Consider the following 25,236-nt stretch of genomic DNA (forward strand, 5'->3'; position numbering starts at 1 on the left):
AGCCTCGACTGTCCAGCGTCGGCGGCGCGGCAATCGGGCCCGGAAATCGGGCCCGGGAACGCTGGTCGACGCGGCGGCCAAGTGAATCCTTGCTAGCCTTCGGGCGGAGCTCGGGACGGATGCGGGAGGTGCGCGATGGTGGTCCGAAGGCCGCCCGGCCGGCGCGCCCAGATCCTCGCCGTGGCCGCCGACCGCTTCCACCGCAGCGGCTACCACCAGGTCTCGATGACCGAGGTCGCGGCCGGGGTGGGCATCACCGCGCCCGCCCTCTACCGGCACTTCCGCGGCAAGCCGGAACTGCTGGACCGCGCCGTCCGGTTGGGCCTGGACGCGCTCGGCGACGGCCTGCGCGCGGCCGGCAGCACCACCGAACTCGGCGCGGTGCTGGCCGAGGTGGCGGTCGCCCACCGCCCGCTCGGCACCCTGGTGCAGCGCGACGCCCGACTGCTGCCGCCGGCCCGCCGGGCCGCACTGCGTCGCGAACTCCGCGCGGACGTCGCCCTGATGGCCGCCGTGCTGCGCGCCGAGCGGCCGGAACTCTCCCCCCCGGACGCCGAGTTGCTCTGCTGGTCGGCGCTCTCCGGCTGCGCCGGGTTGTCCTACCAGTCGGTCGCCCCGCAGCCCCGCCGGGCCGAGGCGCTGCTGCGCGAACTGGTCGCGGCCGTGCTCGCGGTCCCCCTGGACGACACCGCCCCCGGCCCCTCACTGCCCACCGGCGAGGTGCCCCGGCCGAGGCCGCAGGCCCGCCGGGAGGAGCTGCTCGCCGCCGCCGTCCGGCTGTTCCACCAGCGCGGCTTCGACAACGTCAGCACCGATCAACTCGGCGCCGCCGTCGGCATCTCCGGCCCGAGCGTGTACCGGCACTTCGACAGCAAGGCCCAGCTGCTCGCCGCCTCCCTGGTGCGCAGCCGGGAGCGGCTCTGGCACGAGGTGGACGGCGCGATCTCGACGGCCGCCGGGCCGGCGGAGGCGCTGGCGGCCGGGCTGGGCGCGTACGTCGACTTCGCGCTGCGCAACGGCGACTACCTGGGGGCGATGCTGAGCGAGACCGAGCGGCTGGCCCCGCCGGACCGCCGGGCCGCGGTGGACTTCCGGCGGGACTTCCTGCGCACCTGGGTGGGGCTGCTCCGGCAGGTGCGCCCGGAGTACGACGCGGTGACCGCCCGGATCCGGGTGCACGCGCTGTTCTCGCTGGTCAACGACGGGGTGCGGAACCGTCCGTACAGTGCCCGGCCCGACCTCGGCGACTGCCTGCGGCGGATCGGCCGGGCGGTGCTGGGCGTGGACGCCTAGCCCGGGAGCACTCGGGAGCACCCCGGAAGCACCCGGGAGACGGGGCGGGCCGGGTGCCCGCCACCGTCGGAACGGCGGCGGGCACCCGGCCCCGTGCACTGCGACCGGGCGCGGACCCGGTCGGCCCCGGCTGGTACCGGTCGGACCGGCTAGTAGAGGACGTGCGGGTAGTAGACCCGGGCGTCGAAGTTGCCGTTGCCCTGGAGGGCACCGACGTTCCCGCCGTTGCCCGCCACGGCGAGGCCGTTGTTCTGGTTGCTCGCCCCCGAACCGGTGGCGGTCTGCTGGGTGTTGACCACGTTGCCGTTGACGGTGCCGATGACGTTGCCGGAGCCGACGTTGCTCACGACGCTGCCGTTGGAGTGGTCGGTCGCGCCGGCGCCGTTGTCGGCGTGCGCGGTGGCGGCGCCGACGCCGACGAGGAGGAAGGCCCCGAGGGCGGTGACGGCGGCGGCTGCGCGAATACGGGACACGCTGGTCTCCCTGAGCTGGAGGTGCGAATGTGGCGCGATCCGGAGTGGCCGCTCCGTAGCGCCGTTGCCTGACGTCGCACGCTCAGCATTCACCAGTGGCGTGGACGAACTCCACCAAACGGGTGGCATTTCCCTCGATGGTGGGGGAGTGGTCAATTCCTCATTGACCAGAATCCGTCATTCCGTCTGATGCATAGAAAGAAATGGTCGACGGATTGTCGCACTGGCACACTGAGGACCCATGTCTGAAGGTGTCCCGACCGAGCCCACCCCGACCGACGACGTGCGCACCACCGAGGTCGACCTCGGCGGCCTGGTGAACGTCCTCGCCACCCACCTCTACTCCACGCCCCTGGTCGCCCTGCGCGAACTCGTCCAGAACGCCCACGACTCGCACACCCGCCGGCTCCTGGAGGACCCGGACGGCGAGCACCGGCCGCGGATCCGGGTACGCGCCGACGCCGCGCGGCGGACCGTCGCCATCGAGGACACCGGAGCCGGCCTCACCGAACCGGAGATCCACGCCTACCTCGCCACCGTCGGCACCGGCTACACCCGGATGCTGCGCGAACTGACCGGGAACCAGGAGCTGATCGGCGCCTTCGGCCTGGGCTTCCTCTCCGCCTTCTCGGTCGCCGACGAGGTGACCGTCACCACCACCTCGCACCGCGAACCGGGGCTCGGCCACCGCTACCGCAGCCGCGGCGGCGAGCAGTACCGGGTCGACCCGGTCCCCGCCCGCCCGGAGCCCGGCACCGTCGTCGAACTGGCGCTCAAGGCCGAGCACGCCCACCTCGCCGACGAGCACGCCCTGCGCGAAGTCCTCGGCCGCTACTGCGTCCTGCTGCCCGTACCGGTCCACGTCGGCGACGACGAACGGCCCGTCAACGCCGTCCAGGTGCCCTGGCGCCAGCGTGTCGAAGGCGACCAGCACGCCGCCCGGATGCGCTTCGCCACCGCCTTCGGCCGCCGCTTCGAGCCGCTCACCGCCTTCCCGGTGCTGCCCGTCCAGGGGGACGCCGCGGCCGACGGTCCGGCCGACGGTACGGCCGAGGCTCCGGCCGCCGGCGCCACCGACGCGGTCGGCCTGCTCTGGGTCCAGGACGGCGGCTCCTACGGCAGCAGCGACAACCGCGATCTCGCCGTCTACCTGCGCGGCATGCTGCTCGCCGAGGACGCCCGCGACCTGCTGCCCAGCTGGGCCGGCTTCATCGGCGGCGTGATCGAGTCCAGCCGGCTCACCCCCACCGCGAGCCGCGAGGACCTCCAGCGCGACGAGCACTACCGCGCGCTGCAACGGGCCCTCGCCGACGCCGTCGTGGACGGCCTGTACGAGACGGCCCGGCTGCGGCCCGCCGTCTGGCGCCGGATCCTCACCCGGCACGGCCAGGAGCTGCTCGGCGCCGCGCTCTGCGACGACCGGCTGTTCACCCTGCTCGCCGACGACGTCCCGGTGCCCACCTCGCAGGGCGACCTCACCGCGGGCGGCCTGCGGGCGGCCGGCGGGGGCGCGGTGCACGTCGCGCTCGGCAGCGGCGGCGGCTTCGAGGAGATGCTGTACCGGGTGATGCGCGTCCCGATCGCCCGCGGCGACCGCTACGCGGTACTGCCGTTCCTGCGCCGCTACGCCCAGTTGCGCGGCTGCCGGCTGGTCGAGCTGGGCAGCGAGCAGGGCAACCGGGAACTGTTCCGGGACCCTGAGCGCCCGCTGCCGCCCGAGGAGGCGGCCTGGCTGGCCGGTGCCCTCGCCGACCAGGGCGAGCAGCTCGTCCCGGCCCGTTTCGACCCGCCCGGCCTGCCGCTGGTCCTGGTGCCCGACCGGGAGGCCGAGTTGAAGGCCCGGATCGAGGACGACCAGGCCGACGCCCGGATCCCGTCCGCCGCGCTGCGGCTGGCCCGGGCGTTCACCGCCCGCACCGACGGCGCGGTCAAGGCCCGGCTCTACCTCAACCTGGACTGCCCGGCCGTACGGGACCTGCTCGCCGCCTACCGCGCCGGGCACACCGGCAGCGCCACCGCGGCCGGGCTGCTCCGCTCGCTCAAGGTGATCATGGCGGCGGCCTCCACCGGCCCCGCCGAGGGGGACCTCGGCGCCGCGCTGGCCGGCATCGGCACCGCCGTCTCCGCCCTCACCGCCGCCGTCCCGGCCGGCCTGCCGGACGTCCCGGACAGCCCCGGCGCGCTCCGGGACGAAGTGTGACGGACGACGGCCCGGCCGACGCCCCGGTAGACGCCCGGGCCGACGCCCCAGCGGGCACATCGACGGGCCTTCGGCCGGACGGACCGTCAGCGGCCCGCGCCAGACCACACACCAGCACGACACAGGGGGACCAGCCATGACCACCGACATCTGGGCCTGGGTGCGCGACACCCACCAGCAGCTGCGCGAAGCCGGCCACGCACGGCTCGCCGACGCGATGTACGAGCTGCCCGAACACGCCACCGAGGGCCGCAACGAGCAGCTCGACGCGGTCTTCCCGGAGGCGGTCGCCGCCGCGCGCGCCCTCGGCCTGCCCTGGGTCGAGGTCTACCTGCGGCACTGGCGGATGCAGAACCTGCTGAACAAGCGCCAGCAGGGCGAGTCGGTGATGCCCGAGGCGGTCGACCTGCTGGAGTTCGCCCACCGGGAGGAGACGGCCGGCTGCCCGCAGTCCGTCTGCGTGGTGCAGGACTTCGCGATCTGCCACGCCCGGGTCGACGGCCCCGGGTACGTGACCGAGCGCCTGGAGGTGGTCGGCGAGACGCTGGACCGGATCGAGCCCGGCCGGGCCTGCTTCGACTGCCTCTCCCGCGAGTACTCCGACGCCCTGGAGGACGACGGCCGGGCCGCCGACGCGCTCGCCCACCTGGACACCGCCGCCGCCCGGATGCAGGCGGCCGGCCAGCAGGTCTCGCTGCGCTTCCACCGCGCCCGGGCCGGCACCCTGCACCTGCTGGGCCGGCACGAGGAGGTGCTCGTCCTGCTGGACACCACCGACCGGACCGCCAGGGCCCGGGGCGAGGAGCTCGACGAGAGCGACCGGCGCTGGGGCGCCCTGCTGCGGGCCCGTGCGCTCGCCTCGCTCGGGCGCACGCCGGAGGCGCTCGCCCTGCTGCCCGCCCGGGCCGAGGCCGAGCGGCACGCCGACCTGCGCGAGACCTGGACCCGGACGGTCGAGCTGCTGGTCGCGGCCGGGGCCTGGGAGAACGACGCCGAACTGGGCGCCGTGCTGGCCGGCTGGGTCGGCTACCTGGACGCCACCGGTTCGCACCGCCCTTGCGTGGACCTGCTGCTGGCCGCGGGCCGGCTGGCCCTCGCCCGCGGCGCCCGTACGGTGGCGCTCACCCTGGCAGCCACCGGGGAGCGCAAGCTGGCCCAGCTGCGCCGCACCGAGGGCGTGGCCGGGGAGGTCGCCGCCCTGCGTACGGCTGCCGAGGCGCTGCCGGTGCCCGAGCTGCCCGTCCCGCCCGGCGAGCTGGCGGCGTACCTGGCCGGGGCCGAGATGCCGGTCGAGCCCGGTGCGGACCTGCTCGCCGTCGCCCTGGAGCGGTACCGGGGCGAGCCCGCCGGCGCCACCGGGCTGGCCGTGCCGCTGGCCACCGTGCTCGGCGGGCTGGGCCACAGCCGGGCCGCCGCCGACCTGCTGTGGCGGCGACTGGACGCCGACCCGGGCAGCGAGCAACTGGTCGGCACGCTCGGCCAGTTGCTGATCGAGGCCGGGGACGCCGAGGGGATCCGCCGGCTCGCCGACCGGCTGGCCGCGACCGCCCCGGCCGATGCGCACTGGATCCGCGCCCGCTGGGCCGCCGCCGAGGGCCGCTGGGCCGAGGTGCTGGAGCAGTGCGGGGCGATCCTGGCGCTGGAGGCGAACCGGATCAACACCCGCCGGCTGGCCGCGGCCGCCGCCACCGAACTGGGCGACCACGCCACCGCCCAGCGCCTCTACCAGGAGCTGCTGGAGCACGCCCTGCCCGCCGAGGAGGCGGGGGAGGAGCAGCTCCACCGAACGGTCCAGGAGTCCGACCTCTGGCACCTGATCACCGCGGCGACCGCCAACCGGGACTGGGCCGTGGTCCGCTCCACCGGCGCCCGGATCGGCATCGAGTTCGACGAGCCCGAGGGCCCGGTGGACGAGGAGTGGCAGCTGGTCACCGTCCGCGCCACCCGCACCAACGGTTCGACCGCCGACCTGCCCGCCGTCCGCACCGGCCCGGCCACCGCCCGGATCCTGCCCGTGCTCGGCGACGACCTGACGCTCAACCACGGCGACGTGGTGGTCTTCGCCCCGGCCCTGCTGGAGGCCCCGCCGGCCGAGGACGCCCCGGAGCAGGAGCGGGCGAACTGGCGCCCGGTCTTCGCCCTGCTGACCCTGCTCGACCCGGCGGGCTTCACCACGTACTGGATCGACGGCGCCTGGCCCGGCGACGAGGCCTGGTCCGGCTTCCGGGACGACCTGCGGGCGGCCGGCTACGCGGTCTGGGCGTACAGCGGGGAGCAGTACCGGATCACCGACCCGGCGGAGGACGACGGCTCGCTGCCCGGTATCTACGCCGCGCTCGGCGTCCCGCCGACCGCCTCGGCGGAGGCGGCCGACGCGCTGCTGCACCGGCTCACCGCCGACTGGGCGCACCCGCTGGCCTGGCTCGACCTGGCCGACGCGGCCGGGGCGGACCTCGGCCGGCACACCGGGATCGTCGATCGCTACGACCTCTGAGCCGCCCGGTTCCCTGCCTGGCTCCCCGCCCGGTCCCCCGGCTGGCTCCCCGCCCGGTCCCCTACCCAGCGCCCCGCCCGGCCCGCACCGCCGGGCCGGGCGGGGAACCATCGCCACCCCTGGCGAGTCTTTGTCATTGCTTTACCTTTGCATTGCCAAGACTCGACCCCCAGGAGTGCCCGCACCGTGACCAGCATCGCCCTCGGCCCGTCCTGGCTCGATCCGACCACCCTGATCTCCACCTTCGGCCTGATCGGCATCCTGGCCGTCGTCTTCGCCGAGTCCGGCCTGCTGATCGGCTTCTTCCTCCCGGGCGACTCGCTGCTGTTCACCACCGGCCTGCTGGTGGCCGGCGGGACCTACCTGCACCAGCCGCTCTGGCTGGTCTGCGCGCTGATCGTGCTGGCCGCGATCGCCGGGGACCAGGTCGGCTACCTGTTCGGCCGGAAGGTCGGGCCGGGCCTGTTCCGCCGCCCCGACTCCCGGGTGTTCAAGCAGGAGAACGTCGAGAAGGCCGCCGCCTTCTTCGACCGGCACGGCCCCAAGGCGATCGTGCTGGCCCGCTTCGTGCCGATCGTGCGCACCTTCACCCCGATCGTCGCCGGGGTGAGCAGGATGAACTACCGCGGCTTCGTGCTGTTCAACGTGGTCGGCGGGGTGCTGTGGGGCGCCGGGGTCACCGTGCTCGGCTACTTCCTGGGCCGGATCCCCTTCGTCCGGGACAACATCGAGGCCATCCTGGTCGGGATCGTGCTGCTCTCCGTGGTCCCGGTGGCGGTCGAACTGCTCCGGGCCCGCCGTTCCGGAGCGCGCGACACCGCGGGCCGGCGCGCCGGGTAGGCGTCCGGGAGCGCCACCGCCGGACGTCGCGTACATGTGCGTCCGGCTGTTCGATCAGGCAAGGTGTATCCGGAGATCGAACGGTGGCCGGACGGCCACCAGGGGTGGCGAGGAGCGGAAGTGCCTAAGCGGGGCCGACCGGGTGCGGGCAAGCGGGCGAAGGGAGGCCGGGCGGTCCGCCAGGTGCGGCAGGCACCGCCGAAGCCGGTGCACCCCGCCGACGCGCCGCCCACCGAGGGCCTGCTCGGCTACCCGGCCCCGGTCGTCGAGCCCACCACCGTGGTGCCGCTGGTCCCGCCCGTAACGGAGACCAAGGGCCTGCTGACCCCCGAGCCCGCACCCGAGCCCGCACCCGAGCCCGGGGCCGGGGTGCCGCCGGAGCCGCACCCCGAGCTGACCATCGACCTGCGCCCCCGGGACGCTGTCCCCGGGGAGCCGCCGACCGGGCACCCGGCCCCCGAGCGCGGCGAGCACTCCGAGCGACGCGAGCAGCCCGAGCGCGGCGAGCACCCCGAGCGCGGTGAGCACCCCGAGCGACGCGAGCGCCCCGAGGGCCGTGAACACCCCGAGCGCCCCGCGCCCGCCCGTCCGCCGCGCCGCCGCTCGGTCGCCGAGGACACCCTCACCCCCGAGGAGTGGCGCGCCGCCGGCTACACCCCGCCCACCGGCATCCCGATCCCCGAGCTGACCGCCGGCGCCCCCGGCGAGGCGCCCTGGCCGGACCGGATGCGCACCCTGCTGCGCACCCCGATGTCCGAGCGCCCCGCCTTCGAGCGCACCGCCCGCGAGATGCACCCCTCGGCGGCCGTCGCCCGCAACGTCCCCCGCATCCTCGACCTGACGCTGCGCATCGGCGAGCTGCTGCTGGCCAGCGGCGAGGCCGCCGAGGACGTCGAGGCGGCCATGCTCGGCATCGCGCACGCCTACCGGCTGGACCGCTGCGAGCCGCAGGTCACCTTCACCCTGATCGGCATCTCGCACCAGCCCTCGCTGGTCGAGCCGCCGGTCACCGCCGACCGGGTGGTACGCCGCCGCACCTCCGACTACACCCGGCTGAACGCGGTCTACCAGCTGGTGGCGGACATCACCGCGGAGCAGGTGACGGTCAACGACGCCTACCGCCGGCTCGCCGCGATCCGCCGAAACCGGCACCCGTACCCGGCCTGGTTCCTCGCCCTGACCACCGGTCTGCTGGCCGGTGCGGCGACCTTCCTGGTCGGCGGCCGGCTCGACGACAAGGCCTGGCTGGTCTTCGGCAGCGCCTTCGTAGCGGCCGTGCTCGGCGACCGGCTGGCCTCGGCGCTGGCCAGGCGCCGGCTGCCGGAGTTCTACCAGTTCGTGGCGGCCGCGATGCCGGCCGCCGCGTCCGGGATCATCCTGTCCTTCAACGACTGGGGCCTGCGCGGCTCGGTGGTGATCACCGGTGGCCTGTTCGCCCTGCTGCCCGGGCGCGCCCTGGTCGCCGCCGTCCAGGACGGCCTGACCGGCTTCTACATCACCGCCGCGGCCCGGCTGCTGGAAGTGATCTACCTGGTCGCGGGCATCGTGATCGGCGTGATCATGATCCTCTACCTGGGCGTCGGCTTCGAGGCCAAGCTCAAACCGGACGAGAGCCTGGTCGGCATCAGCTACCCGCCGGTCCAGATGGTCGCCGCGATGGTGCTGACCCTGGCCTTCGCCACCCTGCTGCAGACCGACCGCCGCACCCTCGCCCTGGTCACCCTCAACAGCGGCATCGGTTGGGCCAGCTACGGCGCGCTGGTGTACAACGCGCACGTCAACCCGATCGCGGCCACCGGGGTGGCGGCCGGCCTGGTCGGCCTGTTCGGCCAGCTGATGGCGCGGGCCCGGAACGGCTCGGCACTGCCGTACGTCACCGCCGCGATCGGCCCGCTGATGCCCGGTTCGGCGCTCTACCTCGGGATGCTGGCCTTCGCCCAGGGGCACTCCAGCACCGGTCTGGTGTCGGTGTTCCGGGCGGCCGCGATCGCGATGGCGCTGGCCATCGGGGTGAACCTCGGCGGGGAGATCGCCCGGCTGTTCCTGAAACTGCCGGTGGGCGCCGAGCTGCCCTCGCTCTACCCGGCGATGCCGCGCCGGGCGGCCAAGCGCACCCGGGGGTTCTGACCGCGCGTTGAGCCCGGTGGCGGATTCCGAGCGGGATCCGTGTTGGGCGGCTGTTGGGCCCCGGGCCATGTCACGGCAGGCAGGACGCAGGACCAGGAACGAAGGTAAGACCCATGACGACCATGCTGGACAGCTACCGCGAGCACATCGTCAACACGCACAAGCAACCGCTGTTCCTGCTGTTGGTCGGCTTCATCACCTCCTTCGTCTTCATCCGGTTCAGCGTGCGGATGATCCGAGCCAAGGTGCGCTGGTGGCCCGGCAACGTCACCCCCGGCGGCCTGCACATCCACCACATGGTGTTCGGCCTGGGCTTCCTGCTGGTCGGCGGCATCGGGGTGTTCGCCACCTACGGCGACACCCCGTGGATCGACTGGTTCGGGCTGGCCTTCGGCATCGGCTGCGGCCTGGTGCTGGACGAGTTCGCGCTGATCCTGCACCTGGACGACGTGTACTGGAGCGAGCAGGGCCGCAAGTCGGTGGACGCGGTGATCTTCGGCATCCTGTTCACCGCCCTGCTGCTGATCGGGTACGTGCCGCTCGGCGTGGTGCCCGGCGAGGACACCCGGTGGGGCCTGATCACCGTCATCTCGGTGAACGCGCTGGCCTCGGTGATCACCCTGCTCAAGGGCAAGGTGTGGACGGGGCTGCTCGGGATCATGGTCCCCGGCCTGTCCTGGATCGGCGCGATCCGGCTGGCCCGCCCGAGCAGCCCGTGGGCCCGCTGGCGGTACACCACGCGCCCCCGCCGCCGGGCGCGTGCGCTGCGGCGCGAACGCCTGCTGCACGGGCGTGCGGACCGGGCCCGCACCTGGCTCTTCGACCTGATCGCCGGCGCGCCGGACAAGGTGCCCGCCAACCACCCGGCCGCCCACCGGGTCGCCGAGCGGATGGCCGCCAGGGCCTCCGCCCACCTCGACGCGCACGCCGCCCGGGCCCTGGCCCGCCGCCAGGCGCGGCTGGCCGACCGCCGCTCGGCCGCGGTCGCCGGGGCGCCGTCGAAGGCGCCGACGGCGCACCCGCAACCGTCCGAGGGGCCCTCCGGGGGCGTGCCGGCCCGCTCGGCCGGGGCCCGGCAGCGCCGCCGTACGGTCCGCGCCGGGCGCAGCCGGACGTACGCGGTCGGCCCGACCGGTCTGGAACGCCGCCCCGGCCGACACCCCCACCTACGGACGAAGACCCGCCGAATCCACCGCTAGTTCGTATACCTTGTGCGCCTGGGTGGCGGTGACGCCAAGTCGGATCATCGGATGGTCACCCGGCCGGCGGAGCGCGTTCGAGGTGTGAAAACCCTCCGAGTTGAGAACATGATCGGCGAGTGACCGTTCTGTCATGTGATGGGATGATTCGTCGGATTCCCCGCCGCCCCGACCGCAGCCCCGGAGGCCGCGCGCCGCCCGGCCTCCGCCGTCGTCCCCACCGGACCCGTGAGAAGGGATGTCTCGTGGCGCGCAGGATCCTGCCGACCCTCCTGTTGTCCCTCACCGCCCTGCTCGGGCTGCTCCCCGGCGCCCAGGCCGCCCCGGTGCAGCCGGAACCGGGGCACCCCGCCCCGGCGCAGGCCGTACCGGCGCAGTCCGCCCAGGCGCAGGCCGTACCGGCGGCCGGAGCGCCCCCGGCCGGTCAGGACCCGTACCCCTCCACCGAGGAGATCGACCGATCCCGCGCCGAGGCCGACGGCAAGGCCGCCTCCGCCGCCGCGCTGGAGACCGCGCTCACCGCCGCTCGTACCGAACTCGACCGGGCCGCCCGCGGCGCCGAACAGGCCGTCGAGGCCTACAACGGCGCCCAGCTGGCCCTCACCCGGGCCCGGGCTGAGGAGGCCGCCGCCAACCGGCGCGCGGCCGCCGCCGAGGCCCAACGCTCCGAAGCCGCCGAGGACGCCGCCCGGCTCGCCGCCGAGACGTACCGGCAGGGCGCGGGCGCCGAACTCTCCGCCCTCAACGCCCTGCTCGGCGCCCACGGCCCGCACGAGGCGGGCGCCCGTGCCGCCGTGGTCGGCGTGGTCAGCGAACGCACCCGGCAGATCCTGGACGCCGCCACCTCCACGGCCGCCGCCGCCCGTGCCGCCTCCGCCGCCGCCCGCACCGCCACCGCGGCCGCCGAGAAGGCCGCGACCGAGGTCGGCGCGGCCAGGACCAGGGCCGAACAGCGGCTCGCCGCCCAGCGGACCGAGGCCGCCGCGGCCGGCCGGCACCGGGAGCAGCTGCTCGCCGAACTCGCCGCCGCCCGCAACACCACCGTCGAGCTGGAGCGCAAGCGGCACGAGGCGCTGGAGGCGATCGCCGCCCGCGAGGCCGAGGCGGCCGCCCGGGCCGCCGCCGAGCAGGCCGCCCGCGAGGCCGAAGCCGCCGCGGCCGAGGCCGCCAGGACCCAGGCGCCGCCGCCCGACTCCCGCCCCTGGTCGGCCGAGGGCGCGGCCGCCGCGATCGCCTTCGCCCGGTCCAAGATCGGCCTGCCCTACATCTGGGGCGGCGAGGGGCCGGAGGGCTACGACTGCTCCGGGCTGACCATGATGGCCTGGCGCGAGGGCGGCAAGCAGCTCAACCACTTCGCCGCCGACCAGTACGCCCAGTCCACCCCGGTCAGCTACCGCCAGCTGCGCCCCGGCGACCTGGTCTTCTGGACCGACACCGGCCGCTCCGCCGACATCCACCACGTCGGCCTCTACATCGGCGACGACCAGATGATCGAGGCCCCGCGGGTCGGCATGCCGGTCAAGCAGGCCAGCCTCTGGATCATGGGCACCCCGGACTACTACGCCCGACCGTAGTGCGTGTCTGACGATTCCCGCCAAGCGGGAGCGGTCCACGGACCAGTGAACACCCTGCCGCCACCCGCCGTCCCGGCCCGCCGCCACCCGTCGTCCCGGCCGCCGGTGTCGGTGGCCTCCGTTAGCGTGGCCGCTCCGACCACTCGTGAGGAGGCACCGTGCGGCTGAGGAACGTGGCAGCGGGCGACGTCGAGGCGTACGTCCGGATGCGCTGTGACGAGGCGATGATGGCCGAACTGGGTGGCCCGCTGCCCCGGGAGCAGGTGGAGGCGCGGCTGCGCAAGGACCTCCGGCTGGTGGCGGAGGACAGCGCCTGGATCAAGGTGATCGTGCCGGACGCCGACGGGACCGACACCGACGGGGCCGACGGCGGCGAGGCGGCGGGCGTGGTGACGCTCTGGCAGGACGAGGAGGACGGCGTGACCGTCTCCGAGATCGGCTGGATGGTGCTGCCCGGGTTCCAGGGCCGCGGCCTGGCCAAGGCGGCGGTCCGCCGGGTGCTGGACGCCGCGGCGGCGGACGGCCGCTGGGGCGAGGTGCACGCCAACCCGGGGACCACCAACGGCCCGTCCAACGGGATCTGCCGCGCGCTCGGCTTCCGGCTGCTCGGCGAGCGGGACCTCGGCTTCGGGGACCGCGTCCTGCGCACCAACCACTGGGTGGTGACGCCGGGCGAGCACCGCCGGGGGTCGGACACGGATTAATTGGGATGCTCCTCCCCGGACGCCGCCCGTACCGTGGCCGGATGCACAACGACACTGATCACACGGCCCCCGAGACCGTCGACGGGATCCAGATCCGGGCCGTATCCGTGGACGAAGTGGAGGAGTGGAACCGGGCGCTGAACTTCGGCTTCCTGCGCCCGTTCGCGGGCGTCGCGCTGGACCTGCGCCGCCGGCAGTGGCAGCCGGGCCGGATGGTGGCCGGCTTCGACGGGGACCGGCAGATCGCCACCTTCCGCAGCTTCGACGTCGAACTCACCGTGCCCGGCGGAGCCGTGGTCCGGGCCGACGCGATCACCAACGTCACGGTCAGCGCCACCCACCGCCGCCGGGGCCTGCTCAGCGCGATGATGCGACGCGACCTCGCCGCGGCCGCCGAGCGCGGCTGCGCCGTCGCCGTCCTGATGGCCGCCGAGTACAACATCTACGGCCGGTTCGGCTTCGGCCCGGCCACCCGCGCCGGCGGCTGGGACATCGACCTGAGCCGCACCCGGGGTCTGCGCGAGGGCCTGCCGGGCGTGCCCGGCGGCCGGACCGACTTCGTGACCCTGGCCCAGCACGCCGAACTCGGAGCCGAGCTGTACGACCGCTGGCGGCTCACCCAGCCGGGCGCGATCACCCGCAACCAGGTCTGGTGGGAGCGCCGCACCAACCGGATCCAGGTACCGGGCGACAGCTTCAAGGAGCCGTTCACCGCCGTCCACCGGGACGCCGACGGCGCGGTCACCGGGATGGTCGTCTACCGGGTCGAGAACAAGTGGGACGGCGCCAACCCCGACGCCACGCTCACCGTGGACGAGTTCATCGCCCTCGACCTGCCCACCGCCGTCGAGCTGTGGCGCCTGGTGCTGAGCGTCGACTGGGTGCGCAGGGTCGTGGTGGAGGGCCTCGCCCCGGACGACCCGCTGCCGCTGCTGCTCCAGGACCCGCGCGCGGCCACCCCGCGCAAGGGCAACTGCGACGCGATGTGGCTGCGACTGCTGGACGTCGAGGCCGCCTTCGGTGCCCGCTCGTACGGTGCGCCCGGCCGGGTGGTGCTGGAGGTCGAGGACAAGCTCGGCTACGCCTCCGGCCGCTTTGCGATCGAGGTCGCCGAGAACGGCACCGGCCGCTGCGTCCGGACCACCGACGACGCCGATCTCGCCCTGGACGCCTCGGAGTTGGGCTCGCTCCAGCTGGGCGCCGAGACGGTCCCGCGACTGGCCGCGGCCGGTCTGGTCACCGAGCTGCGCCCGGGTGCGGCGGCCGCCGCCGACCTGCTGCTGCGCACGCCGCTGCGGGCCTGGACGCCGACCGACTTCTGAGCGGCCGGAACGCCGGCGCCAGGAACGGCAGTGCCAGGAACGCCGGTGCCAGGAACGCCGGTGCCAGGAACGCCGGTGCCAGAAATGCCAGCGCCAGGAGCGCCAGTGCCAGCAGCGACGCCGGAGGCCGGCCCGCGCACCGCGGGCCGGCCTCCGGCCTTCGCAACTCAGGCGCCCCCGCGCCTACTTGACGACGCTCTTTCCGATGGTGGGCAGGATGAAGTCGTGGATGAGGCCCTTGGCGTCGCGGACGATCGGCCGGAACACCCGGTAACGCGAGAGGTTGATCACCCGGGCCGCCATCGGGGTGGAGCGGCGGACGAACTCCCTGGTCCGCTCGGTGTCCTCGGTCCGGTCGAAGACCCAGTAGAGGACCACGACCATGAGGTGCAGCCAGAGCACGTCGGGCAGCAGCTCGACCAGTTCGGTGTCCAGCTTCGGCGCCAGGTCCGAGCCCTGCAGCACGTCACGGAACAGCTCCACGGCGGTTGCCCGCGCCGGGTGGGACTCGTTGGAGAACGGGCTCAGCGAGCTGGTCGGGTCGGCCGCCGTGCGGAAGAACTGCGCGGCGAACTCGTGGTACGGCGCGGCCGTGTCGAGCCAGGAGGTCAGCGCGATCTCCAGGCGCTCGGCGAAGTCCCGGGTGTGGGCCATGCGTTGCCTGGCCTCGGTCGCGTGGTCGTGGGTCATCCGGTCGTAGAACCCCTGGATCAGGAATTCCTTGGCGGAGAAGTAGTAGTAGGCGTTGCCCACCGAGACGCCCGCCTCGGTGGCGATGGCTCGCATGGTGGTTTTCTCGTAGCCCCGTTCCTGGAACAGCCGCATGGCCGTCTCCAGGATCAGCGCCCGGGTTGCCTCGCTCTTGTCGGTCTTGGGCTGGGCCCGGCCGCCGGGCATGGGCCCAGCGTCCGCGCCGGGTGCGGCCGAGGCGTCGGCCGCACCCTTCTCGCCGTCCGTTCGGTTCGTCGCTGCCAGGTCGTCCACAGGCACGAGCCTAACCGGAGACGAGGTTCCACCCGGTGTCGGTGCTGTCGGTGTTCGTGGCACCGGATGTCCCCTCCGCATCCGGTGCCACGAACCCGTCCCCCGTCATTTCGAACACGTTCAAAAGCTTGCCAGAACTGTAGACGGTACGGTTGAACATGTTCAACTCCATCTTCGTGGGAGGCTCGTCACATGACCGGTCCGGAACGGACCACCATTCGGTACGGCGGGGTGCAGGACGCCGCGGACGTCGCGGACCTGCACGCCGAGAGCTGGCGCACCAGCTATCGCGGGATCGTCCCCGACGAGGCGATCGGGGACGGACTGGCCGCCCAGCGGCGCGAACTGTGGGAGCTGCGCCTGGCGGTGGACTACGGGCCGCCGGAGAACACGCCCGTGCTGTTGGTCGCCGAACGGGCCGGTGAGCCGGCCGGGTTCGTCTATCTGGTGCCGCAGGCCGACGGACGGGCGCTGGTGGACAACCTGCACGTCCGCCCGGGCCTCACCGGCGGGGGCATCGGCCGGGAACTGCTGGCCGCCGCCCGCGCCGAACTCGCCGAGCGGTTCCCCGCCGCCGAGTTGTACCTGGAGGTGCTGCGCGCCAACACCCGCGCGATCGCCTTCTACGAGCGCGAGGGCGGCGTGCGGATCGCGGAGCAGGAGGGGGTGTTCCCGGGCGACTGGGTGCTGCCCGAGTACGTGTACGCCTGGCCGGCCGCGAGCGCCCGGCCGGGGAGCGGTCAGGGGAGCTGTCAGCCGACGTCGTAGACCGTCACCGGTACGCCGCGCGCCGAGAGCCGGGCCGCCACCAGCGGCTCGACCTTCTCCCAGCGCCCGCCGGCCAGTCCGCAGCCGATCCGCGGCATGTGGACGGAGGCGCCGAGTTCGAGCGCGCGCCCGCCCAGGGCCGCCAGCCCGGTGTCGATGGCCTCGTACCGCACGGGCACCCCGGTGGAGCGCCCCGTCCGGATGCCGCGCTGGCCGACCAGGTTGGCCACCCAGACGTACGGCTCGACCTGCACCAACTGCAGGGCGCCGAGACCGAAGTCGTTCTTCGCCCGCTCCCGGTGCCACCGCCTGAAGGCCGCCTCGGGTTCGGGCCAGCGTCTGGAGAGCGCGAGCACGAAGCCCTTGCCCCAGCCGCCGAGGTCGTTGCAGACGTGCGCGATCACCTTCACGCCCTTGCCCTGGGGCGCGGTGGCATCGCCTCGGACGTAGGTGATTTCCGCCATGACTCGAAGTTAGACGGAGGCACTGACAACCCGCGCCCCATTTTCCGCGGGGCCGGACGCCCGCAGGTGCCGCCGCCCGGCCAGCGCGATCAGCAGGGCGAGCGCGGCGGCCCCGGCGGGCAGGGCGAAGCCGGTGCCGGGCGCGGCCCGCTCGGCGAGCGTCCCGGCGAGCGCCGCCCCGGCCGAGATGCCGACCACGATGCCGGACACCGCCACCGCCATCCCCTCGTTGAACTGCCGCTGCGGCAGCAGCTCCTGGATCAGCGTCATGCCGGTCACCATGGTCGGCGCGGTGGCCGTGCCGGCCGCGAAGAGCGCCGCGCCGAGGGCCACCAGCCCGGCCCCGCCGAGCCCGGCGGCGAGCGGCAACAGCAGGACCGAGGCCATCGCCGCGACCCCGAGCAGGAAGCGCGCCCCGGGGGCCCGGCGCGGGGTCAGCAGCCCGAACAGCAGCCCCGCCAGGCAGGATCCGCCCGCGACCAGGGCCAGCAGCGGGCCGGCCGCCGCCTTGTGCCCGAGCGCGTCGGCGTAGGCGACGGTGGTGATCTCGGTGGCGCCGAAGACCATGCCGGTGGCGAGGAAGGTCAGCGCCAGCACCCGCAGCCCGGGCACCCGCAGCGGGGAGCCGTGCCGCTCGCCGGTCGGGGCCGGTGCCGGCAGCGGCGGTTCGGTGCCCCGCTGGGCCGCGAACAGCAGGGCGCCGGTGGTGCCGATGGTCCCGGCGGTGAGCAGTCCGGCCTCCGGGGCGACCGTGGTGCAGAGCAGCATCGCGAGCACCGGCCCGGCCATGAAGCAGAGTTCGTCCAGGGCCTGTTCGAGGGAGTTGGCCAGGTGCCGGGCGGCCGGGTCGTCCCGGTGCAGGTGCGCCCAGCGGGCCCTGGCCATGCCGCCGAGGTTGGGGGCGGCGCCGGCGGCCCAGCACGCGTACAGGGTCCAGTCCGGGGCGCCGAGCCGGACGCAGAGCAGCAGGGCGGTGAGCGGAACGGCGTTGTACAGCGCGGCCGGTACCGCGACCCGGGACTGCCCGAACCGGTCCACCAGGCGGCCGAGCAGCGGCATCCCGATCGCCCCGGTGACCAGCCCGGCCGCCGAGACCGTCCCGGCCAGCGCGTACGAGCCGCGCCGTTCGGCGAGCAGCACCACCAGCGAGACGCCGTTCATCGACAGCGCGAGCCGGCCGAGCAGCCCGGCCAGGGTGAAGGCGGTGGCGCCGGGGGCCGCGAACAGCCGGCGGTAGGAGGCGAGAAGGGCGCGCGGGGGCAATCGGGCTCCTGGGACGCAGGGCGGGAGGGGATGCGCCCAGCCTCGCGGCGCGCTCCGATCGGCGTCCAACACCTGTTCCGCCGCATCCACAACACGGTGTTGTCAAACGGTGTTGTTAATCTGCCGTCCATGCCCCGCGACCTGCACCCCCGCCTGCTCCGCGGCTTCGTCGCGACCGCCGAGACCCTGCACTTCGGCCGGGCCGCCGAGCGGCTGTACGTGGCCCAGCAGGCGCTCAGCCGGGACGTCCGCACCCTGGAGGGCCTGCTCGGCGAGGCACTGTTCACCCGCACCACCCGCAGCGTCGACCTCACCCCGGCCGGGCACCGACTGCTGCCCGGGGCGCGCCGACTGCTCGCCCTGCACGACGAACTGCTCGCCGGATTCGGCGCGGGCGCCGGTGCCGCCGCCAGGCCGCTGCTGCTCGACCTCAACAGCGACGTCACCGGCCCGGACCTGACCGCCGCCCGGGTGCTGCGACGGGCCCGTACCGCCTGGCCGGAGGGCGAGCTGCTGGCCCGCTTCCACGGCGGTCTGGCCGCGGCCGCCGACGAACTGCTGGCGCACCGGCTGGACGCCTCGTTCGGCCGCTTCGCCGGACTGCCCGCCCCGGTGCGCGGCCGGCTCGCCCAGCGGCCCGTACGGCTGGAGCGGGTCTCGGTGATGATGGCGGACACCCACCCGTTGGCCGGCCGCCCGGCGCTGCGCCCGGCCGATCTGCTCGGGCACCCGGTCGACATCTGCGCGGGCAACCCGGCCACCACCGAGTGGGCCGACCTCGGGGCCCGGCTGCTGCGCGAGCACGGTCTGCGGGCGGCCGAGCCGTACGTCCCGCCGGTGGGCCCGGTCGAGACGGCCCGCTACCTGGCCCGGCACGGCGATCCGATGCTGACCACGGTCGGCGGGCCGCGCCTCCCAGGGGCGGTGAACATCCCGTTGGTGGACCCGGTTCCGCTGAGTCTGGTGAGCCTGGTGCACCGGCCCGGCGAGCGCCACCCGGGCCTGTCCGCGCTGGCCGCCGCGGCGGCCGAACTCGGGGCTGCCGAGGGCTGGTTGGACCGCCCGGCCGACAGCTGGCTGCCGCCGGAGGACGCCGCGCTCATCGCGGGGAGGTAATCGGTCCCGGGGATGCGGCGCACCGCCCCTGCCCCGGGGGGACGGGCAGGGACGGTGGGTCATGGGGGCGGCCCGGGCCGCCGTGGCCGCGGACGGCCGGTTCAGGCCGCCTTGACGGCGGAGATGTCGAAGCTGAGCTTGACCTTCTCGCCGATCAGCACGCCGCCGGTCTCCAGGGCCGCGTTGTAGGTCAGGCCGAACTCGGTGCGGTCCACGACCGTCCTGCCCTCGAAGCCGACCCGCTCGGCGCCGTAGGCGTCGGTGGCGCTGCCGGTGTAGTCGAGCTCCAGGACGACCGGGCGGGTGGTGTCCTTGATGGTGAGCTCGCCGGTCATCCGGTAGGAGTCGTCGCCGATCGCCTCGGCGGAGGTGCTGCGGAAGCGGATCTCCGGGTAGGTCTCGACGGCGAAGAAGTCGCCGGTGCGCAGGTGCTCGTCGCGCTGGGCCTGGTTGGTGTCGATGCTGGCGACCTTGATCACCAGTTCGGCGGAGGAGTTGTGCGGCTGGGCGCCGTCCAGGTGCAGCTTGCCCTCGTAGTCGGTGAAGCGGCCCTTGACGTTGGTGACCATCGCGTGGCGGACCGCGAAGCCGATCTCGCTGTGGGTGGTGTCGATCGCCCAGTCGCCGGTCAGGTGCGACAGGTCCGGGCCGGCCGGGGTCTGGACGGCGGCGGGGGTGGCGGTCTTGGTGCGGTTGAACAGGCCCATGGCTCCTCCTCGGGTTCGAAGCCGTTTGTTTAGGCTTCAACTTCTTGGCTCCACCGTACGGCGCTTTCGTTCAAGTTTCAACCACAACCCTGGAAGTGCTCCGCCGAATCACCCGAACGGCCCAGCCGCCCGGCCCCACGAGCGCCGCCGAACGGTCCGCCGGGCACTGTCCGACCCTCCGACTAGGCTGCGAAGGACGGTTCCCACCCGCCCCGAGAGGCCCCCGCATGTTCGTCCTGCACGCACTCTGGCGGGCGGACGGACGGCTGGCCCTCTGGGCCGAGGACGCCCGCTCCCACCCCGGCGCCACCGAACCCCGCCCCGACCGGCCCGCCCCGCGCGCCCACCCGTACGCCTGCCCGGCCGACCGCCTGGCCGCCGTGCTCGGCGGCATCGGGCCCGGCCTCGGCTGGCTCGCCGGGCAGGCCCCCGAACGCTGGGCCACGCTGCTGCTGCCCACCGTCGGCAGCCTGCCCGCCCCCTCGCCCGACCTGCCGGTCACCCCGCCGCGCGGCGGCGCCGCGCTCGCCCCCTGGCGGGTGCCCGCCCTGCTGTTCGAGGCCGGTGCCGCCGCCCAGCTGCTCGGCGAGGTGCACGACCCGCACTGGGCCGTCACCGACACCGACCTGCCCGGCACCGGCCGGGTCGAAGTGGTCTACGGGCCCTCGCTGCGCTGGCTCACCGGGGTGCACGACCTCGCCTGGCGGGCGGTCGGCCGGGGCCGGGTGCTGCCCCTGCCCGTCCTCGCCGACGGCCGCCCCCGGGCCCGCTGGCGGCCCGACCCCACCCCGGCCGGGCGCCGCGAGGCCGCCGCACTGGCGGCCGGCTGCCCACCCGTCCTGCTGGGCGAGTGGCCGACCGGCACCGGCACCGGCGAGGCGCTGCTGGACGCCGCCCTGGGCGCCCTGGTCGACGCCGAAGCCCGGGCCGCCCTGGCCGACACCCCCTTCCCCGCCCCCGGCCCGGCCCCGGTCGACCGCTGGTTGCACGCCCTCGCCACCCCCTCCGGGGAGGTCGACGCCCCGCCCGGGGAGCTCGCCGAGCTGGGCCGCCGGATCGCCGACTGGTACGCCACCGCCGAGCCCGCCGACCCCGCCCTGCGGCTCTGCTTCCGCCTGGTCGAACCGCTCGGCCCCGCCGACGACGACCCGGAGGGCCGCCCCTCCGACGACGCCTGGCAGCTGGAGTTCCTGCTCCAGGCCGTCGACGAGCCCTCGCTGCTGGTCCGCGCCGCCGAGCTGCACGAGGGCGGCGCGGCCCACGCCGCCCTCGACCGCAAGCTCGCGCCGGCCGCCCCCGGGGGCGAGGCAGCCGGCCCGGTCGACGTGCTGGTCGCCGAACTGGCCCGCGCCGCCCACCGCTGGCCCGTCCTGGACGGGCTGCGCCACCGCTCCCGCCCGTCCGCCCTGCCGCTCGACCGGGCCGGCGCGCTCGACTTCCTGCGCACCGCCGCGCCCGCCCTGGCCGGGGCCGGATTCGGCGTGCTGCTGCCCTCCTGGTGGCGCCGCCGCCCCCGGCTCGGGCTCGCCCTGCGCGCCACCACCCCGCCCGCGCCCGGCACCCTCGCCGTCACCAGCCAGGTCGACCGGGACGCCGTGGTCGCCTTCCGCTGGCAGGCCGCCCTCGGCCGGGACGGCACCCCGCTCACCGAGCGGGAACTCGCCGAACTCGCCGCCGCCAAACAGGGGCTGGTCCGGGTCCGGGGCGCCTGGCTGGAGGCCGACCCGGCCCAGATCGCCGCCGCCCTGGCCTTCCTCACCGAGCAGCGCGACGGCCTGCTCGCCGCCGCCGACCTGCTGCGGCTCGCCCTCGACCCGGAGGCGACGGTCGCCGGACTGCCGGTCACCGGCGTCCGGGTGGACGGCCCGCTCGGCGAGCTGCTCGCCGGAACCACCCCCACCACCCCCGAAGTCCCCGCCCTGCCACCGGACTTCCGCGCCGAGCTCCGCCCGTACCAGCAGCGCGGACTCGCCTGGCTGAGGACCATGTCCGAACTCGGCCTCGGCGCCGTCCTGGCCGACGACATGGGCCTCGGCAAGACCGTCCAGACCCTCGCGCTCCTGGCGTCCGAACAGTCCGGATCGGACGCCCCCACCCTCCTGGTCTGCCCGATGTCCCTGGTCGGGAACTGGCAGCGCGAGGCCGAGCGCTTCGCCCCCGGCCTGCGCCGCTACGTCCACCACGGCGCCGACCGCCTCGGTGGTGATCGACTCGCCGAGGCCGCAAGGGAAGCGGACCTGGTCATCACCACCTACGGGCTGGTCCAGCGCGACCTCGCCGCGCTGCGCGCGATCCGCTGGCGCCGGGTGGTCGCCGACGAGGCGCAGCACATCAAGAACACCGGCACCGCCCAGTCCCGGGCGATCCGCGCGCTGCCCGTCGCCCGGCACCGGATCGCCCTGACCGGCACACCGGTGGAGAACCGGCTCGCCGAACTGCACGCCGTGCTGGACTTCGCCAACCCCGGCCTGCTCGGCCCGGCGGAGCGCTTCAAGGAGCGCTACGCGATCCCGGTCGAACTGCACCGCAGCCCCGAACGCACCGCCGAACTCCGCCGCCGCACGGCCCCGTTCGTGCTGCGCCGGCTCAAGACGGACCCGGCGGTGGCGGCCGAGCTGCCCGCCAAGCAGGAGATGACCGTCTGGTGCAACCTCACCGCCGAACAGGCCGGGCTCTACCAGGCGGTGGTCGCCGACCTGCTCCAGCGGGTGGACGGGATCCGGGGCGTGGAGCGGCGCGGCACGGTGCTGGCCGCGATCGGCAAGCTCAAACAGGTCTGCAATCACCCGGCCCAACTGCTGCACGACGGTTCGCCGTTGGGCGAGCGCTCGGGCAAGGTCGCCCGGCTCGCCGAACTGCTGGAGGAGGCGCTGGCCGAGGGGGACCGCACGCTGGTCTTCACCCAGTACGCCGAGTTCAGCACCATGCTCCGCCCGTACCTGGAACGCCGGCTCGGCGAGGAGGTCCTCCACCTGCACGGCGGCGTCCCCCGGGCCCGCCGCGAGGAACTGGTGCAGCGCTTCCAGTCCCCGGACGGCCCCAGGGTCTTCCTGCTCTCCCTGCGGGCCGGCGGCACCGGCCTCAACCTCACCGCCGCCAACCAGGTGATCCACCTGGACCGTTGGTGGAACCCGGCGGTCGAGGAGCAGGCCACCGACCGGGCCTTCCGGATCGGCCAGCGCCGCGACGTCCAGGTCCGCCGCCTGGTCTGCGTCGGAACAGTCGAGGAGCGGATCGACGAAATCCTCACCGCCAAACGCGCGTTGGCCGACACCGTGGTGGGCGCGGGGGAGCACTGGCTCACCGACCTCCCCGCCGAGGCCCTGCGCGAACTGGTCACCCTCACCCGTGAGGACGCCGTCGCCGAGGAGGACGCATGACCGACCAGGCACCGCCCCCGAAGGCCCCGACGGTCAACGTCGCCGCCTACTGGCGCGGCGACTTCACCCTGCCGCAGGCCCCGGACGAGGAACCGGACGAACCGTCGCTGGACCGCCTCGGCCGCTCCGGCATCACCGTCCACGGCCGCGACCTGGCGACCCTGCTCGCCCCCGCCTACCAGGCCTTCCGCTCCTGAGGTAGCGTCCGAACGTGACCGACACCCCCGACACGCAGCTCGCCGTCTTCGAACAGCACCGGCGGATGGTCTTCGGCATCGCCTACCGGATGCTCGGCAGCGTCGCCGACGCCGAGGACCTGGTCCAGGACACCTGGCTGCGCTGGAGCGGGGTCACCGGCCCGGTCGCCAGCCCCGCCGGCTACCTCGCCCGTACGGTCACCAACCTCGCCCTCAACCGGCTGGACTCGGCCGCCGTCCGCCGCGAGTCCTACGTCGGCCCCTGGCTGCCCGAACCGCTGGTCTCCGAGCCCGACGCCACCGACGACATCGAGCGCGCCGAGAGCGTCTCGCTCGCCCTGCTGGTCGTGCTGGAGAGCCTCTCCCCGCTGGAGCGGGCGGTGTTCGTCCTCAAGGAGGCCTTCGGCTTCTCCTACCCGGAGATCGCCGAGGCCCTGGACCGCACCGAGGCGGCCTGCCGTCAGGTCGGCAGCCGGGCCAGGGCCCACGTACGGGCCCGTCGCCCCCGCTACGACGCCCCGCCGGAGCTGCGCCGCCGGGCCACCGACGAGTTCCTCTCGGCCTGCGTCGGCGGCGACCTCAACCGGATGCTCGAACTCCTCGCCCCCGACGTCACCACCTGGAGCGACGGCGGCGGAGTGATCCGCGCGGCCCTCCGCCCGGTCACCGGCGCCGACAACGTCGCCCGCTTCCTGCTCGGCGTGCTCCGCCGGCTGGGCGAGGCCGCGGCCGTCCGCCCCGTCCTGGTCAACGGCCAACCCGGCGTGCTGATCACCGTCAACGGCGCCGTCGACTCCGTCTCCGTCCTCGACTTCACCGAGGGCCCGGACGGCGAGCCGCTGATCAGCTCGATCCGCGCCATCCGCAACCCGGACAAGCTCACCCACCTCGCTTGACCCTCGACCAGGTCGAGCCCCGAGAGTCACCGGCATGGAGAGCGAGCTGCACAGCATCGGCGAACTGGCCCGCGCCAGCGGCCTGGGCGTCGGCACCCTGCGCTACTACGACGGCGCCGAGGTGCTCACCCCCGCCTGGGTCGACCCGCAGACCGGCTACCGCTGGTACCGGCCCGCCCAACTCGCCGACGCCCGCCTGCTGGTCCGGCTCCGCCGGGTCGGCCTCCCGCTGGCCGACATCCGCGCCGTCCTCTCCGGCCACCAGGCCGAACGCGTCCTCGACGCCCACCTGCGCCGCCTGGAGGACGGCCTAGCCGACGCCCGCCGCGAGCTCTCCCTGATCCGCACGACGATCGAGCAGAGGGAGCACCCGATGACCACCACCCCGCGCCTCACCGTCCGCTCCGACGGCCTGGCCGCCGCCCTGGACGCCGTCCGCTTCGCCGTCTGCAAGGACCCCGACCAACCCGCCCTGACCGGAGTGCTGTTCGAACCGGACGGCCCGGTCCTGCGCCTGGTCGCCACCGACCGCTACCGGATGGCCTTCGCCGAACTACCCGCGACCGGCGCCCCGCAGCACCCCACCCCGGGCACCACCGTCCCCACCGCCCTGGTGGACGCCCTGCGCGCACTGCTGCCCGCCGCCCCCACCGAGGTCGTGCTCACCCTGGGCGCCGACACCTTCCGCGCCGAGACCCCCGACCACCGCATCGAGGGCACCGTCCCGGCCACCGACTACCCCGACCACCGGGCCCTCACCCGCCTCGCCCCCCAGCACAGCGTCACCCTCCCCACCACCGCCCTGCGCACCGCCGTCGAAACCGGCGCCACCCGCACCCTCCCCTCCGGCCCCCAGGGCGCCGACTGCCAGGTCACCGTGCTCACCCTCACCGAGGACGGCCACCTCACCGTCACCGCCGACCCCACCCCCGACGCCCCCCACATCGCCCTCAACCGCGACTTCCTCCTCGACGCCCTCCGCGCCGCCCACCCCGAACAACTCCTCCTCGAACTCGGCGGCCCCATCACCCCCCTCGCCATCCGCACCCCCGCCCGAACCGGCACCTTCTCCGTCCTCATGCCGATCCGCCTCCCCACCTGACCCACACCCCCCCACCACCCCCCACCCCCCACCCCCAACCCCCCCACCAACCCACCCCCCACCAACCCACCCACCCCCACCACCCCCCACCCCCCACCCCCAACCCCCCCCACCAACCCACCCCCCACCAACC

General features: G+C 74.8%; 21 protein-coding genes. 15 read left to right on the top strand and 6 right to left on the bottom strand.

From position 1 onward, the window contains the following. The first annotated feature begins 135 nt into the window (after nt 1-135). On the top strand, nt 136-1,293 hold the full coding sequence (locus ACIQWA_RS31845; protein ID WP_402488213.1) for a TetR/AcrR family transcriptional regulator: 1,158 nt from the start codon (nt 136-138) through the stop codon (nt 1,291-1,293). Nucleotides 1,294-1,442: 149 nt separating this feature from the next. Here ACIQWA_RS31845 and ACIQWA_RS31850 read toward each other — a convergent pair whose 3' ends face one another. Continuing rightward, a complete protein-coding gene (locus ACIQWA_RS31850) occupies nt 1,443-1,766 on the bottom strand; it encodes a hypothetical protein (RefSeq protein WP_360226405.1) in 324 nt (107 codons plus the stop codon). A 241-nt stretch (nt 1,767-2,007) separates the two neighbouring features. On the opposite strand from ACIQWA_RS31850, the gene ACIQWA_RS31855 reads away from it, so the two are divergent. The 8 genes from ACIQWA_RS31855 to ACIQWA_RS31890 all read left to right on the top strand — a co-directional run bounded on the left by ACIQWA_RS31855 (nt 2,008) and on the right by ACIQWA_RS31890 (nt 14,226). Further along, a complete protein-coding gene (locus tag ACIQWA_RS31855) occupies nt 2,008-3,966 on the top strand; it encodes an ATP-binding protein (RefSeq protein WP_402488217.1) in 1,959 nt (652 codons plus the stop codon). 136 nt (nt 3,967-4,102) lie between these two features. Then, nucleotides 4,103-6,460, top strand: a complete 2,358-nt coding sequence (locus ACIQWA_RS31860; protein ID WP_402488219.1) for a hypothetical protein — start codon at nt 4,103-4,105, stop codon at nt 6,458-6,460. A gap of 186 nt (nt 6,461-6,646) precedes the next feature. Next, nucleotides 6,647-7,300 (top strand): DedA family protein, encoded by a 654-nt coding sequence (locus ACIQWA_RS31865; protein WP_402488222.1) that lies wholly within the window; start codon nt 6,647-6,649, stop codon nt 7,298-7,300. Between the two features lie 120 nt (nt 7,301-7,420). Then, nucleotides 7,421-9,427, top strand: coding sequence for a threonine/serine exporter ThrE family protein (locus tag ACIQWA_RS31870; protein ID WP_402488225.1), 2,007 nt, complete (start codon nt 7,421-7,423; stop codon nt 9,425-9,427). Between the two features lie 113 nt (nt 9,428-9,540). Beyond that, the gene (locus tag ACIQWA_RS31875; RefSeq protein WP_402488228.1) at nt 9,541-10,626 is read left to right on the top strand and encodes a hypothetical protein; all 1,086 of its coding nucleotides are present in this window, start codon (nt 9,541-9,543) and stop codon (nt 10,624-10,626) included. 245 nt (nt 10,627-10,871) lie between these two features. Then, complete coding sequence (locus ACIQWA_RS31880; RefSeq protein ID WP_402488231.1) at nt 10,872-12,200, top strand: C40 family peptidase; 1,329 nt, start codon at nt 10,872-10,874, stop codon at nt 12,198-12,200. Between the two features lie 158 nt (nt 12,201-12,358). Beyond that, nucleotides 12,359-12,904 (top strand): GNAT family N-acetyltransferase, encoded by a 546-nt coding sequence (locus ACIQWA_RS31885; protein ID WP_402488234.1) that lies wholly within the window; start codon nt 12,359-12,361, stop codon nt 12,902-12,904. A gap of 41 nt (nt 12,905-12,945) precedes the next feature. Beyond that, nucleotides 12,946-14,226 carry a GNAT family N-acetyltransferase gene (locus ACIQWA_RS31890; protein WP_402488237.1) on the top strand — a complete coding sequence of 427 codons (1,281 nt, stop codon included), beginning with the start codon at nt 12,946-12,948 and terminating at the stop codon, nt 14,224-14,226. A 183-nt stretch (nt 14,227-14,409) separates the two neighbouring features. Here the strand turns inward: ACIQWA_RS31890 and ACIQWA_RS31895 are convergent, their stop codons facing one another. Both ACIQWA_RS31895 and ACIQWA_RS31900 read right to left on the bottom strand, forming a co-directional pair. Next, on the bottom strand, nt 14,410-15,210 hold the full coding sequence (locus ACIQWA_RS31895; protein ID WP_402488240.1) for a TetR family transcriptional regulator: 801 nt from the start codon (nt 15,208-15,210) through the stop codon (nt 14,410-14,412). 10 nt (nt 15,211-15,220) lie between these two features. After that, nucleotides 15,221-15,370, bottom strand: coding sequence for a hypothetical protein (locus tag ACIQWA_RS31900; RefSeq protein ID WP_402488243.1), 150 nt, complete (start codon nt 15,368-15,370; stop codon nt 15,221-15,223). A gap of 32 nt (nt 15,371-15,402) precedes the next feature. Here ACIQWA_RS31900 and ACIQWA_RS31905 point away from each other — a divergent pair, with 32 nt between their 5' ends. Next, nucleotides 15,403-15,978, top strand: coding sequence for a GNAT family N-acetyltransferase (locus tag ACIQWA_RS31905; protein WP_402488246.1), 576 nt, complete (start codon nt 15,403-15,405; stop codon nt 15,976-15,978). Here the strand turns inward: ACIQWA_RS31905 and ACIQWA_RS31910 are convergent. Further along, entirely contained in the window at nt 15,963-16,442 is a 480-nt protein-coding gene (locus tag ACIQWA_RS31910; protein WP_402488248.1) for a macro domain-containing protein, read from the bottom strand. The genes ACIQWA_RS31905 and ACIQWA_RS31910 overlap by 16 nt on opposite strands. Nucleotides 16,443-16,451: 9 nt before the next feature. Further along, nucleotides 16,452-17,705 carry an MFS transporter gene (locus tag ACIQWA_RS31915; protein ID WP_402488251.1) on the bottom strand — a complete coding sequence of 418 codons (1,254 nt, stop codon included), beginning with the start codon at nt 17,703-17,705 and terminating at the stop codon, nt 16,452-16,454. A gap of 129 nt (nt 17,706-17,834) precedes the next feature. On the opposite strand from ACIQWA_RS31915, the gene ACIQWA_RS31920 reads away from it, so the two are divergent. Next, nucleotides 17,835-18,821 (top strand): LysR family transcriptional regulator, encoded by a 987-nt coding sequence (locus tag ACIQWA_RS31920; RefSeq protein WP_402488254.1) that lies wholly within the window; start codon nt 17,835-17,837, stop codon nt 18,819-18,821. Nucleotides 18,822-18,922: 101 nt separating this feature from the next. Here the strand turns inward: ACIQWA_RS31920 and ACIQWA_RS31925 are convergent, their stop codons facing one another. Beyond that, nucleotides 18,923-19,528, bottom strand: a complete 606-nt coding sequence (locus tag ACIQWA_RS31925) for a YceI family protein (protein ID WP_360226361.1) — start codon at nt 19,526-19,528, stop codon at nt 18,923-18,925. Nucleotides 19,529-19,755: 227 nt separating this feature from the next. Between ACIQWA_RS31925 and ACIQWA_RS31930 the strand changes: the two genes are divergently transcribed. From ACIQWA_RS31930 to ACIQWA_RS31945, 4 genes are all read left to right on the top strand, one after another. Next, the gene (locus ACIQWA_RS31930; RefSeq protein ID WP_402488257.1) at nt 19,756-22,908 is read left to right on the top strand and encodes an SNF2-related protein; all 3,153 of its coding nucleotides are present in this window, start codon (nt 19,756-19,758) and stop codon (nt 22,906-22,908) included. Then, nucleotides 22,905-23,105 (top strand): hypothetical protein, encoded by a 201-nt coding sequence (locus tag ACIQWA_RS31935; RefSeq protein WP_360226355.1) that lies wholly within the window; start codon nt 22,905-22,907, stop codon nt 23,103-23,105. Before ACIQWA_RS31930 ends, ACIQWA_RS31935 begins: the two co-directional genes overlap by 4 nt. Nucleotides 23,106-23,170: 65 nt before the next feature. After that, entirely contained in the window at nt 23,171-24,001 is an 831-nt protein-coding gene (locus ACIQWA_RS31940; RefSeq protein ID WP_402488275.1) for an RNA polymerase sigma-70 factor, read from the top strand. 34 nt (nt 24,002-24,035) lie between these two features. Further along, entirely contained in the window at nt 24,036-25,103 is a 1,068-nt protein-coding gene (locus ACIQWA_RS31945) for a MerR family transcriptional regulator (protein WP_402488261.1), read from the top strand. Nucleotides 25,104-25,236 lie beyond the last annotated feature (133 nt).

Origin of the sequence: Kitasatospora sp. NPDC098652, assembly GCF_044760155.1 — a bacterium.
Lineage (GTDB): Bacteria > Actinomycetota > Actinomycetes > Streptomycetales > Streptomycetaceae > Kitasatospora.